The following is a 12,271-nucleotide window of genomic DNA, read 5'->3' as shown; positions in this document are numbered from 1 at the left end:
GTCCCTTTTTATAAAAATAGAACACAAGAGATCGGACAATGAGTATAAAGGAATAAAAAAACAGAACGGATCTTCATCCATTCTGCTTACAAACTTACGTAGATCTATGTATATGAGTTGTCTTACATACTTCCGTACATTTCCTCAAGCGGCTTCATAATGATTTTGTTTAATTCTGTTACAACCATACTTAATCGTTGCTCTGCAGCCATTAATTGAGAGATCAATTCATGCTGTTGAACAAGCTGAACCGATTTTTGTGCCTGATCGATTTCCTCTTGCGTAATTTCTTCACCTTGCATTTGTTTTTGCTGCAGGTTTAATTGAATATTACGGAAGTTTTCAAACATTTTGCTTGCAGATTCATCTGCATTGACTTCATCATAAAGTCTTTTTAGATTTTTGAAATCATCACTTTCACGTAGTGCTTTTTCTAAGTTGTATGCAACATCATATAAATTCTCTGCCATATGATGAGCCCCCTTTCTAGTTTTAACCTATGTAGGCTCTTCTTTCACTATAACAAACTCTTTCTAAAATTGCATTTGATGTGAGGAATTTTACTGAACGATCATCAAATTGGAAATCCCTCATTACTTGATACCTTCCTCAACCTCACCGATTTTACCTCCGTCACATACGATGTTATATCAACATTTGCCCACGGCATGTTGGCTTCATCTTGTACAAATGAGGGATTTACATGACGCGAGGATCCATTGAAATTAGAGAAAATATAACTTCTACCTTTGATTTATGTGAAATAAGCACAGGCCTAAGAGATCATCTCGGCCTTTCAAAAAATATTCATGCCTTGAAAATTAGTTGTGGGATGCATACTGTGTCCTGTCCAATCGTATTTATAGATGAAGAGGATCTTAGTTTGTCCTTGACGACAAGTATGTTTGAAGAGCTTCATCTTCCACATCATACACTGTCACTGCAAGGGCAACTAGTTAACCAAAAACATTTGAAGCTGGGTCCCATCATCGGCCTTCTTACTGAAGTGAAAGGAAAAGATCACAATGTACACTTTGGTTCAATCCATGAGTTTTGCAGGGAGCTTGCTACTTTCTGCTATAACAATGGTTGTTTCTTCTATATTTTTTCCTTTTCTTCATATAACAAAGAAAAAATGCTGGGCTATTGTTTCTTTCAGGATAAATGGGTAAAGACGACCGTTCCATATCCTGATGTTGTGCACAACCGAATTCATTCTAGAAAACTGGAAAAATCAAAGACTTTTTTAGAACTCACCACAGATTTAATCGAAAATAAAATTCCGTATTTTAATGATCGATTTTTAAACAAATGGGAGGTACATCAGATTCTTTCCGCAAATGAACATCTCCTACCTTTTCTCCCTGAGAGTGAATTGTTAGAGTCGAAAAGCATATTAAAAAACATGCTTTTTAAGAAAAAGGATCTTTTTATTAAGCCTATTAACGGGAGTCAGGGAAAGAGAATCTTTCGAGTTAAGCAAATTGACGAAAATCAATACCACCTTGATTTCACAACCTTTTCCGGTGATATCAACAATGAGTATCAAAGCTTTGAAGAACTATTCAAAACATTGTATCCAAGGGTAAAAAAGGAAGGATTTCTTCTGCAGGAAACGATTCAGCTTAAATCCTATAATAATCGCACCTTGGATTTCCGATTTCTATGTCATAAAAAAGATCGTCACCAATGGAAGGTTACCTCTGCTGTAGCAAGAGTGTCTGCAGATCAACAATTTGTCGCAAATTTGGCAAGAGGTGGTGAAATCCATAAAACAAAAGAATTACTGCAAGAACTTTTCGGAGAGAAAGAAGCTCTTCACCTGCGGAAATTATTAGCTGAGCTTTCAATCGAAATTGTCGAGGTTATTTGTATCCAAGCAGGTGGAGAATTCGGGGAATTTGGCATTGACCTTGCCCTTGATGAAGATGGCCACCCATGGATTATCGAAGTAAATACAAAGCCATCAAAATCAGAGGATGATCTTAAAACTGGAAAGGTTCGTCCTTCAGCCAAATCCATTATCAACTATTGTCAATTTCTATATGACCAAAAATAGCAAGCCTGGATGAAAGGAGTGTTGTGTTTGGAACGAATAACATTAGGTATGATGTCAGTCTCTATATCACATGAGCATGGTTATATGACAGAGATTGCCAAACGAAGTGCCACGTACGGGATAAATTGTGTTCGATTTGTCCCTTCTTCCATAGATCCTACTGATTTAACCATAACTGGTGAAATATTTAACACACAAACGCAAACCTGGATAAGTGATACTTTTTCAATTCCTCCATTTATTTATGATCGTTGCTTTTACAATCAAAACCAAGCTTCAAAAAGATGTAAACCAATTGTCGAGTGGCTGAAAAAAAATCCCGATATTATTTTTTTAGGATATGGGTTACCTGATAAATGGAATGTTTATTCTGAAATTCAAAAAAACAATCACCTTAATTCATACTTACCTGACACTGAGTTAATTTCTACACCAATGCAGATTGTAAAACATTTAAAAAACGACTCGAGTTGTTTATTAAAACCTGTTACTGGATCAAGAGGTATCGGCATTGTTGCCATTTTCCAAACTCAGAAGGAAATGACAATATCGTACCATAGTGGCCCTGATAGAAAGTCGAAAACGTTTCAGTCGATGAAACTATTTAATAACTGGTGTGAACGTCTATTAAAACAACAAACCTATCTTCTTCAACCTCTACTACCACTCATCGACAGTGAAGGGTATCCATTTGATATACGAATTCTTCTGCAAAAGGATGCAGGTGGCAAATGGTCACAAGTCGAAAAGGGAGTAAGAAAAGGATATCAAGGTTCTTTTTTATCAAATTTAACAACAGGTGGTGAGCCGGTTACTTATGAGCAGTGGTCACAGCAGCTCACACCTAGACAACGATTTCTTCTTGAAGATGAGTTATCCACGATTACTTCACACCTTCCACCTCTACTTGAAGAACGCTTTGGCCGTCTATTTGAGCTTGGAATAGATATCGGCTATGCAAAAGATGGATCAATCTGGATATTAGATGTAAATTCAAAGCCTGGCAGAAAAACATTTATAGAAACAAAGCCACAATTGAAGCAATCACTTTACAGCGCACCTTTAGCTTATTGTAAATATTTAAGCACAAAAAATAATCAAAAAGGAGCTACGATCATTGACTAAGATTTATTCAATCCAAACAACGGATTCACAGGACTTTATTGTCCATTTACCTAAACACGCACAGCTTGATGGTGATGTTCACTCTGTATCTTTTGGTACGTTTATTATGCCGTGTGACATTGTCTATGATGATCACCTGCAAGATAACATTCTCGTTTCCCAGGAAGTCGCTAAACAGCTGCTTCTACCTGTTGGTGGAAGTACTACCCTTATTAGTCATGATAACATCTTACATTTAGGACCTATTATCGGTATTTTTACAGCCGGCTTTACGGAATCTTTATTACGTCCAATTGGTGAGCGCTCTCTCTTTTTTGCCAAGTTTTTATCCATTGATTCTTCACTTGGAATACACTCTTATGTATTCGGTGCCCATCATATTAATTGGGAAGAAGGAACAATTGAAGGCTATACATACGGAAAAGCCGGTTGGAAAAAGGGGCTCTTTCCGTTTCCTAATGTCGTGTACGATCGCCTTCCTAATCGACGAATCGAAAACCACAATGCACTTAAAATCGTCAAAAAACGACTCACAGAAGAATACTCCATCCCTTGGTACAACCCGGGATTTTTCAATAAATGGTCCATACATCAACTTCTCATTCATGACAATGAAGCTAACTTATATTTACCTGAAACGATTCATACACCAACGATCAGCCAAATGGAAGAGATGCTTTCAAAGTACCAAAGCATTTACTTAAAACCTGCAAATGGAAGCTTGGGTTTAGGCGTATTTCAGCTTATGTACTCACGCGAGGATAACATGTATTACTCCAGATATCGAGATGATCATGAAATCAACCGCCTTAGAAAATATCCTTCCCTTGAAAGCTTTCTAAAAGCATCCTTTAAAGACCGGCACCTTTCAAGCTATCTAGCACAACAAGGAATTAAGCTAACTCGTATTGAAGGAAAAGCAATTGATTTTCGTATTCATACTAATAAAGATGAACATGATACATGGAAGGTTACAGCCCTTGCAGGAAAGGTTGCGGGTAAAGGCAGTGTGACAACTCACCTAAACAATGGCGGTGTTGTGAAAAGTCTTGAGGAAATTTATGAGGATCCGCAAGAAAGAATACTTGCTCTCCATGAATTAACAGAAGCTGCTATCACGTTAAGTAAAAAAATTGATCAGCATATCACAGGCTTTATCGGAGAAATCGGCTTTGATTTAGGGATTGATATAAATGGTAAGGTTTGGATGTTTGAAGCAAATTCTAAGCCTGGAAGATCGATCTTTTCACATCCTGAACTTAAAGATGCCGACCTCCTCACACGTAAAGCATCCTTACAATATGGCCTTTATTTATCAAAAAAAGCGATTCTTCAACCTGAGGTACTTATAAGTGGAGATGTATAACTACCCTTTAGTCGGTATTCTAGCAAGCAACGGGCGAAAAGCAGATACATTCCGTGGAGACATAGCAGTTTTTAAATCGATTCAGAAAGAAATGAAAGCTCGTGGAGCACGATCATTTGTTTTTACTACAGCAGGTATTCATTCTACCGGCATAACAGGATATGTCTATTATGAAGACTACAATAGATGGGGAAAGATTTCTTTCCCTTTTCCAGATCTTATCTATAATAAGATATCGACGAGATCTGAAGAAACATCCTCAGAATTTCAAAATCTTTATGAGCTGTATAAACAAAAAGAAAAACCTTTCTTTAATCCCGGATTTTTCAACAAATGGGATTGTCACATACTTTTATCTCAGGAGAAAACATTGCAATCTTTATTACCTAATACTTGGTTGTACACAAAGGAATTAGATCTCGTTAACCTCTTCCATACCCACCCTTCACTATACGTAAAACCAGTAAATGGCTATAAAGGCAGTGGAATTGTTAAAATCAAGAAAACAGATCATCATAATGTTATCGTTCAAACAAAAAAAGAAAAAATAACATTATCAAATTCCGAATTTTTGAATTGGGCGGAACACACTCTTAAAAGGAATTCTTATATTATCCAAGAGGAAATTGAAACGGACAAGTTTGAAGGGTGTAAATATGATTTACGTGTTCTAAGTATGTATAGACAAGGTGTTTACTCATCTGTAGGTATCGGAGTCCGGAAAGCCGCAAATGACTCGATCGTAACACATGTACCAAATGGAGGGGAAATTGTTTCTTTTCATCATGTTCAAGATCGCTGCTCCATTAAGCAAATTGACTTGCTGGCCAACCATATTGGAAGCACTCTTTCAAAAAATGTCGGGTTCATTGGAGAATTTTCAATGGATATCGGCTTAACCCCATCTGGTTCACCCTATCTATTTGAAGTTAATTCAAAACCGATGATTTTTGACGAAAATGCTATCCAACATAAACGAATTCATCAGTTAGTTGAACTATTCCTTACTTTAATAAAGAAAACTCGTTGATTGGCGAGCCTGTAAGGGCGAATCGTGATGCGTAGTTGCACTTATACTTTGTACTTAAAATTGGCCACTACGTCGATTAAACTTCCATGTTGCCAATTTATACTTTCTTAACGTATAAAAAATCCCATTATTAGGTAGAAGGAATTTCACTCATTTCGCCGTATAATTTTCTATATAACAGGAAAGGAGCGGTACAATTGATTACACATTTTCAATACAAACCATTGTTTAAGCAAGCAAATTTACCTGGTTGGCGAATTTCCTTTTACTTTCGAGGTGCACATTATGATGGAGTGTATCATAAAAATGGACAAATAGAGTGGGGATCTTTAAAGCCTCCGAAAGAAGAGGAAATAGATATCCAATCTCAAATCCACGAACTGATGCTATTTCACGTATATGAATAGAGCTAGACTTCCATCTGTGGAGGTCGTTGCCCATTGAGAATGGGATAAAACTGAATATTACACCTCCCAAAGCACAAACTAATGTGCAAAAGGAGGGATGAAAAAAATGGCTGACAAAGAATTAGGTGTAAAGCAAGATCTTAATTACGAGGGTAAAGACAAAGCCTATTTAGATATAGATCGTATCATTAATGAAGGGTTATCCGGCGGCTCTGTTCACATGAGAGAAGAATATACAAATATTGAAGAAGCCCGGGATCTTATAGAGGAAGAGCCACCTTATTCAGCTGATGAGTAGTCAGTTAGTAGACAGTTCATTTTGAACTGTCTTTTTTCCTTTTATCCATGTTGTATCTCTTCTATAATGGAGATATGGACAAAGAACAAAAAGGAGTAAGCTCATGTTAGATAATCTGATGAAACACTTTAAAGAGACAATGACACTGACATATATCCCTGACGATACAACCTATGAATGGTTTCAAACAGATGCAGGACAAGTTTTTGGGATTTTAAAATCAGCTTTACATACTAGTGAAAAAGAATTACTCTCTTCCCTCTTTCAACCTTTAGAAACTATAAGTGATGAAACATATACATTCAATCAGCAAAAATGGTATACTTTTTTATTTTCAGAAGAAAAGGGACAGTCCTCTCCACTTCCTGTTGACAACACATCTGTACGATTTTATTATTTCTTCTTAAAAAAGCCGATTGATGATAAACAAAATTTTGAAGAAGCTGTAAAAGGAATTATAAACTCTGAACTTATTATTTGGTTAAGCCTTTCCCACGGAATTATTATTGAAGACAAGCCTCAAGTTTCGCTTGAAGTTGATATGCTAAAAGACTTAAGTGATACACTGACAACTGACTTTTATGTTGAACCTTTTATTTATATAGGACAGCTTCAAAAAAATGATGAAAAATTAAAAGAAAAGTTTCTATTAGAACAAAGTTGTTTTCATACAATACATCGAACTAGTAATCGCGAAAAAGTGATGAGTTTTTATGAGGTACTTCCGATTTTCATTATGCAAGTCCCTACTCCAAATAAAAAAGATATATTATCAAATCATATAATAGAGGCCATTGAAGACAAAGAACTTCACCATACAATTGAAGCATTTTTTCACTCAAATTTGAATGCTTCTTCAACAGCAAAAAGATTATTTATTCACCGAAATAGCCTTCAATATCGTCTGGAGAAATTACTAGAAAAAACAGGATTAGACATCCGTACATTTTCAAATGCTGCCTTTATATTTCTTGCTATTGTACTTGTTCATTATGAAACTTAAGATAACGTTTACAAGTTGCACAAAAGAGCCTGGTTATTTTCGTGCAACTTGTACGTTTACTTCTTTATTTGAAATCCCTTACAATAAAACCAAGTTAAAACGCTTTCAAACAAGGGGAGGAATTAATAATGGCTGAGTTAAAATTAGATAATATTTATAAAATTTATGACAATAAAGTAACTGCGGTAGAAGATTTCAATCTTCATATCCAAGATAAAGAATTCATCGTTTTCGTTGGTCCATCTGGTTGTGGTAAATCTACTACACTTCGTATGGTAGCCGGATTAGAGGAAATTTCAAAAGGAGATTTCTATATTGATGGAAAACGTATGAACGATGTTGCACCTAAAGATCGTGACATTGCGATGGTATTCCAAAACTACGCGTTATACCCACATATGAATGTATATGATAACATGGCATTCGGTTTAAAACTTCGTAAATTACCGAAAGACGAGATTGATCGTCGTGTAACCGAAGCAGCAAAAATTCTTGGTCTTGAACAATACTTACAACGTAAGCCAAAAGCTCTATCAGGTGGTCAACGTCAGCGTGTTGCATTAGGTCGTGCGATCGTTCGTGATGCAAAAGTATTCTTAATGGATGAGCCTTTATCTAACCTTGACGCTAAGCTTCGTGTACAAATGCGTGCTGAAATCACAAAACTTCACCAACGCTTACAAACAACAACGATTTACGTTACACATGACCAAACAGAAGCAATGACAATGGCGACTCGCCTTGTAGTATTAAAAGATGGGATTATCCAACAAGTTGGTTCTCCTAAAGAAGTATATGACAAACCTGAAAATGCATTCGTTGGCGGATTCATCGGTTCACCTGCAATGAACTTCTTCAAAGGTAAGTTAACAGATGGTAAATTCTCTTTCGGAACAACATCTGTAGCAGTTCCAGAAGGAAAAATGAAATACCTTCGTGAGCAAGGCTATGTAAACAAAGAAATTCTAATGGGCGTTCGTCCTGAAGAAATCCATGATGAGCCTGTCTTCATCGACTCTTCTCAAGGCTCAAAAATTACAGCAACAATTGAAGTTGCTGAGTTAATGGGTGCTGAAACAATGCTTTACTCTGAAATCGATGGTCAATCTTTCGTAGCACGTGTTGACTCTCGTACAGATGTAAAACCAGGTCAATCACTTGACTTAGCATTAGATATGAACAAAGCCCACTTCTTTGATAACGAAACAGAATTAAGAATTCGCCCTGCTGGCGAAAAATAAGATATAGGTGTAAAAAAGAGGGTCTGGATTTTAATCTGGCCCTCTTTTTCCTATTCCTGAATTGAATCTGTTTCTTGACGCTGACAATTTGGACATAAAAAGTAATGTAAGCATAAGTGGTCTTCCAGAGAAGACTTATGGCCATCATATAGTTTCATGATCTCAATATCCATATAAGCGCTGTAATCATCAAAATAATCTGTGACCTTCCCCACATCTTGCATAATCGTTTGACAATTCGGACATTGTTTAGTTTTCTCTCCAAGGCCATTACACAAAGGACATAGATGCATCGTTCGTTTCATCCCCTTTATTATCTCATAAAGATAGAATCCCAAAAAAAACGTCCATTTATGTAAATTGTAAAAAGACATCTTTTCACTAACCTTTTTTGCATACTTTTTATCAAACTTACTCATAATACTAAACAATTAATCCAACAGCTTTATGTTTCGAATCAAAACAAGTAAAAATTACCAATTAAAACATGAATATAGCTTAAAATTTTAACCATACTACTTAATAACAACAGCAACACGAGTAGTAACTAACTACATCAATGGGTTACGCCGAGTTAGGCTATGAAGGACAACATCCTCCATATGTTGGTGCAATTCCAGCTAACCCAACCATAAAAACCTATTATGAGGAGATGAATATAAGATGGCACAAAACAGTTCAAACAGCAATTCGTCAAATCAATTAGTAGTACCTGGAGCAGCTCAAGCAATCGATCAAATGAAATATGAGATCGCTTCTGAGTTCGGTGTAAACCTTGGTGGAGAAACAACTTCACGCGCTAACGGTTCTGTAGGTGGAGAAATCACTAAGCGTTTAGTATCAATGGCTCAACAATCTATGAGCGGTTTTTCTCAACAATAACAATTCAATATAATTGGCTAGAGACCAACACGATGTGTTGGTCTCTTTCAGTTTTCATGAAAATGTATCAAACAAGTTCTTTAGACCATATAGTATAAGTAAAACCTCAACTCATCTTTATACTTTTTCAACACTATTCCTCGTAAAGCATTTAAGTACTCCCCTATTCAAATACCTTTTGAAAAGGAGCTAAAATGACATGTTTGATGCGATTGATTGGAAGCAAGTCGGCTTTGTTGGCTATACCTTATTTCATGAATATATGATATACGTCCGTTTTCCACAAATATACTATTGGGACCAGGTAAAGAAAAGGTTGGATTGACCATTCTATATATAGCACCCTTACGTACACAATATTATTTCATTCTCAAGGAATTTACGATACATTAAGTAATGACGAAGTATTTTAAAGAGGTGAATTCCAGTAATGAATATCGCATTATTTGGTGCAACAGGACGTGTAGGAAAAGAACTATTATCCTCTCTTTTAGATGAAGGTCATTTCGTCACAGTACTTGTCCGCTCCCCTGAGAAAGTGGATAGATCTGCACCAAACTTAACCGTTATAGCAGGAGATGCTACACAATATGAAGACGTACTAAATACGATTAATAATCAGGATGCTGTCATAAGTGCCCTAAGCACGGATGGACAACAGATTCTCTCAACGGCTACTCCACATTTGATAAAAGCAATGGAGGTCAACCATATCAAGAGGATTATTACAATTGGCACAGCCGGCATCCTGCAATCCCGTTCACAACCGGAGCTTTACAGATATCAATCAAATGAATCAAAAAGAACACTAACAAGAGCGGCTGAAGAGCACTTAGTTGCCTATCAGCTTCTAAAATGCAGTTCTTTAATGTGGACGCTTGTATGTCCAACCTATCTTCCTGATGGAACATTAACAAAAAAGTACCGTTTTTCTCCTGACTTTCTCCCTTTAAACGGGAAGGAAATCTCTGTCCAAGATACGGCACATTTTGCTTATCAAGTACTTTTAAACAACAAATTTTTAACTAAACGTGTTGGTATTTGTTATTAAATGAAAAGGGACTGGAATACACCAGCCCCTTTTCTATTTCCTACTATTCTTCTACAATAACCGCTGTGCCATAGGCAATGATTTCCGAAGCATTTTGCATAACCGCAGATGATTCAAGTCTCATGCATACAATGGCATTCGCACCCTTTGTCTTTGCATCCTCAACCATACGTCCGATCGCTTTTTGACGAGCTTCCTCCATCATCTCTGTGTACTCTTTAAGCTCACCACCAACAATCGTTTTTAAACCGGCCATGATATCTTTTCCAATATGTTTAGATTGAACAGTGCTCCCTCTAACAAAGCCTTTATATTCCTTAGTCTCTTTTCCAGGTACTGTCTCAGTAGTCACGATAATCATTTTGATCATCCTCCTTTTTTTCATCTATTCGAAGTTTAATAATCGTTATCAGTAATAGTAGCAATGATAGAAAATATACGATAAATAGTCCGATGGCAACCTTTATGTTAATAAATAAAAAAATAATTCCCGTAATCTGTGTAATAACGGCCGAAAGCATGCTTATGTATTTTAGCTTTTCCATCCCATCTTCCTTCCTCTCTTCTTCTTTTACTATACCTTGTTTACCTTAAAAGATGAATGATTTTCATCCGACATTATACGTGGTTTAGGAATTAAGAACTACCCTAGGACTTTTGTTGTGATTTTCTTCTAATAGGTTTCTTAACTCACATGAGGAGGTAAGGAATGAGAAAACAAACATATAACAATTTTATGGAGGGAATTCATATGAATAAACCCACTACATTACAATTTACATTTAAAAATCATATACGACTTGATCAAGTGATAAAAATTAGCCAATTAGCCAAGTCCTACAGCGGCAGTATTTACCTGATTACAAAGAATAAAAGCGTTATCAGTTGTGAGAACTTCACAAACCTTATTACCTATTTATTAACCGTAAAAAATGGACAAGAGATTAATTTATTCATTAAAGGATCCTATCCACATTTAAAATTAAATGATTTACAGGAGATCATTTCTCCAAAAACTAGATTTGCAAAAAAAGCGATATTACACCAAGCTGTTAAAGCAAAAATTTAATTATTGAAAATGGAGGAATGATGTATGGTACGAACAATTTTGATGGTAGTTGGAGCAATTGTCGTTATTAGCTTGTTACTTAACTTTATCTTTTAATCTGAAAAATCCAATTTGAAAGGATGATTCTAAATGAAAGAACTTAACCATTTAATTGTCGCATTTGACGGTAATGAGGATAGCAGAGAAGCGCTTGAATTAGGTATTAGTATGAGTAAAAAATTGAACTCTCAATTATCTGTTGTGTATATCAGTAAAGAAAATCCTGTTAGTCCTTTAACGGACACTGATCGATCACCATTATTCTCACCCGTTCACGCTTATCCAGTCGGGGAAATGAGAAATTATCCAGCAACTCCTGTACTGCCGGAACAACAGGAAGAAGTGAACCCTGATTCTTCACACGATTATCCTAACAAGAGTCACGAAGACATTGCTATGGAATCAGAAGCAAATCGTATATTACAACATCACCATATGAAAGCAGATATCGCTGTTTCTTACGGGGAACCTTCTGATGCAATCGTCTCCTATGCCGAAGAAAACAATGGTGATTTAATAATCGTTGGAAATCGCAATATTAGCGGATTAAAAAAATTAATTTTTGGCAGTGTCAGTGAAAAGGTTTCACAGTTATCCACGATTCCTGTATTAATTGCAAAATAGTATATTTTCTAAAGGTAGAATTTAATTTCTACCTTTTTTGTACGATTAAACACATAAATTTTTATTGTTAATCGTAT

16 protein-coding genes are annotated in these 12,271 nt (G+C 36.0%); 12 read left to right on the top strand and 4 right to left on the bottom strand.

The window, feature by feature from the left end; genetic code table 11:
* Positions 1–122 precede the first annotated feature (122 nt).
* Positions 123–470, bottom strand: a complete 348-nt coding sequence (locus tag HWV59_RS05210; RefSeq protein WP_102228295.1) for a YlbF family regulator — start codon at positions 468–470, stop codon at positions 123–125.
* A gap of 233 nt (positions 471–703) precedes the next feature.
* Between HWV59_RS05210 and HWV59_RS05205 the strand changes: the two genes are divergently transcribed.
* The 8 genes from HWV59_RS05205 to HWV59_RS05170 all read left to right on the top strand — a co-directional run bounded on the left by HWV59_RS05205 (position 704) and on the right by HWV59_RS05170 (position 8,529).
* Positions 704–2,059: a YheC/YheD family endospore coat-associated protein gene (locus HWV59_RS05205; protein ID WP_102228294.1), complete on the top strand. Its 1,356-nt coding sequence runs from the start codon at positions 704–706 to the stop codon at positions 2,057–2,059.
* A gap of 27 nt (positions 2,060–2,086) precedes the next feature.
* Complete coding sequence (locus HWV59_RS05200) at positions 2,087–3,184, top strand: YheC/YheD family endospore coat-associated protein (RefSeq protein ID WP_175638240.1); 1,098 nt, start codon at positions 2,087–2,089, stop codon at positions 3,182–3,184.
* On the top strand, positions 3,177–4,550 hold the full coding sequence (locus HWV59_RS05195; protein ID WP_175638239.1) for a YheC/YheD family endospore coat-associated protein: 1,374 nt from the start codon (positions 3,177–3,179) through the stop codon (positions 4,548–4,550). Before HWV59_RS05200 ends, HWV59_RS05195 begins: the two co-directional genes overlap by 8 nt.
* Positions 4,543–5,580, top strand: coding sequence for a YheC/YheD family endospore coat-associated protein (locus HWV59_RS05190; RefSeq protein ID WP_235991800.1), 1,038 nt, complete (start codon positions 4,543–4,545; stop codon positions 5,578–5,580). Before HWV59_RS05195 ends, HWV59_RS05190 begins: the two co-directional genes overlap by 8 nt.
* Before the next feature lie 197 nt (positions 5,581–5,777).
* A complete protein-coding gene (locus HWV59_RS05185) occupies positions 5,778–5,987 on the top strand; it encodes a YheE family protein (RefSeq protein ID WP_102228290.1) in 210 nt (69 codons plus the stop codon).
* 106 nt (positions 5,988–6,093) lie between these two features.
* Entirely contained in the window at positions 6,094–6,285 is a 192-nt protein-coding gene (locus HWV59_RS05180) for a hypothetical protein (RefSeq protein ID WP_102228289.1), read from the top strand.
* A 103-nt stretch (positions 6,286–6,388) separates the two neighbouring features.
* Entirely contained in the window at positions 6,389–7,288 is a 900-nt protein-coding gene (locus tag HWV59_RS05175; protein ID WP_102228288.1) for a PucR family transcriptional regulator, read from the top strand.
* A 128-nt stretch (positions 7,289–7,416) separates the two neighbouring features.
* Positions 7,417–8,529, top strand: coding sequence for an ABC transporter ATP-binding protein (locus HWV59_RS05170; RefSeq protein WP_102228287.1), 1,113 nt, complete (start codon positions 7,417–7,419; stop codon positions 8,527–8,529).
* Positions 8,530–8,579: 50 nt separating this feature from the next.
* Here the strand turns inward: HWV59_RS05170 and HWV59_RS05165 are convergent, their stop codons facing one another.
* A complete protein-coding gene (locus HWV59_RS05165) occupies positions 8,580–8,822 on the bottom strand; it encodes a hypothetical protein (protein ID WP_175639983.1) in 243 nt (80 codons plus the stop codon).
* Between the two features lie 370 nt (positions 8,823–9,192).
* On the opposite strand from HWV59_RS05165, the gene HWV59_RS05160 reads away from it, so the two are divergent.
* Complete coding sequence (locus HWV59_RS05160; protein WP_026560354.1) at positions 9,193–9,411, top strand: alpha/beta-type small acid-soluble spore protein; 219 nt, start codon at positions 9,193–9,195, stop codon at positions 9,409–9,411.
* Positions 9,412–9,841: 430 nt separating this feature from the next.
* Complete coding sequence (locus tag HWV59_RS05155) at positions 9,842–10,462, top strand: NAD(P)-dependent oxidoreductase (protein WP_175638237.1); 621 nt, start codon at positions 9,842–9,844, stop codon at positions 10,460–10,462.
* Between the two features lie 43 nt (positions 10,463–10,505).
* Here the strand turns inward: HWV59_RS05155 and HWV59_RS05150 are convergent, their stop codons facing one another.
* The gene (locus HWV59_RS05150) at positions 10,506–10,823 is read right to left on the bottom strand and encodes a YbjQ family protein (RefSeq protein WP_102228285.1); all 318 of its coding nucleotides are present in this window, start codon (positions 10,821–10,823) and stop codon (positions 10,506–10,508) included.
* Positions 10,804–11,007, bottom strand: a complete 204-nt coding sequence (locus HWV59_RS05145) for a hypothetical protein (protein WP_175638236.1) — start codon at positions 11,005–11,007, stop codon at positions 10,804–10,806. Before HWV59_RS05145 ends, HWV59_RS05150 begins: the two co-directional genes overlap by 20 nt.
* A gap of 164 nt (positions 11,008–11,171) precedes the next feature.
* On the opposite strand from HWV59_RS05145, the gene HWV59_RS05140 reads away from it, so the two are divergent.
* Both HWV59_RS05140 and HWV59_RS05135 read left to right on the top strand, forming a co-directional pair.
* Complete coding sequence (locus tag HWV59_RS05140) at positions 11,172–11,531, top strand: hypothetical protein (protein WP_102228283.1); 360 nt, start codon at positions 11,172–11,174, stop codon at positions 11,529–11,531.
* A gap of 129 nt (positions 11,532–11,660) precedes the next feature.
* A complete protein-coding gene (locus tag HWV59_RS05135; protein ID WP_175638235.1) occupies positions 11,661–12,194 on the top strand; it encodes a universal stress protein in 534 nt (177 codons plus the stop codon).
* The last annotated feature ends 77 nt before the right edge of the window (positions 12,195–12,271 follow it).

This window comes from Metabacillus schmidteae, assembly GCF_903166545.1.
GTDB classification, from domain to species: Bacteria; Bacillota; Bacilli; order Bacillales; family Bacillaceae; genus Metabacillus; species Metabacillus schmidteae.
This window is presented reverse-complemented; position numbering and strand designations above follow the sequence as displayed.

Coding starts and splice junctions, on each gene's coding strand:
- HWV59_RS05145 (WP_175638236.1), bottom strand. CDS start 11,007: ATGGAAAAGCTAAAATACATAAGCATGCTTTCGGCCGTTATTACACAG.
- HWV59_RS05205 (WP_102228294.1), top strand. CDS start 704: ATGACGCGAGGATCCATTGAAATTAGAGAAAATATAACTTCTACCTTT.
- HWV59_RS05180 (WP_102228289.1), top strand. CDS start 6,094: ATGGCTGACAAAGAATTAGGTGTAAAGCAAGATCTTAATTACGAGGGT.
- HWV59_RS05210 (WP_102228295.1), bottom strand. CDS start 470: ATGGCAGAGAATTTATATGATGTTGCATACAACTTAGAAAAAGCACTA.
- HWV59_RS05160 (WP_026560354.1), top strand. CDS start 9,193: ATGGCACAAAACAGTTCAAACAGCAATTCGTCAAATCAATTAGTAGTA.
- HWV59_RS05140 (WP_102228283.1), top strand. CDS start 11,172: ATGAGAAAACAAACATATAACAATTTTATGGAGGGAATTCATATGAAT.
- HWV59_RS05150 (WP_102228285.1), bottom strand. CDS start 10,823: ATGATTATCGTGACTACTGAGACAGTACCTGGAAAAGAGACTAAGGAA.
- HWV59_RS05175 (WP_102228288.1), top strand. CDS start 6,389: ATGTTAGATAATCTGATGAAACACTTTAAAGAGACAATGACACTGACA.
- HWV59_RS05155 (WP_175638237.1), top strand. CDS start 9,842: ATGAATATCGCATTATTTGGTGCAACAGGACGTGTAGGAAAAGAACTA.
- HWV59_RS05190 (WP_235991800.1), top strand. CDS start 4,543: ATGTATAACTACCCTTTAGTCGGTATTCTAGCAAGCAACGGGCGAAAA.
- HWV59_RS05135 (WP_175638235.1), top strand. CDS start 11,661: ATGAAAGAACTTAACCATTTAATTGTCGCATTTGACGGTAATGAGGAT.
- HWV59_RS05165 (WP_175639983.1), bottom strand. CDS start 8,822: ATGCATCTATGTCCTTTGTGTAATGGCCTTGGAGAGAAAACTAAACAA.
- HWV59_RS05170 (WP_102228287.1), top strand. CDS start 7,417: ATGGCTGAGTTAAAATTAGATAATATTTATAAAATTTATGACAATAAA.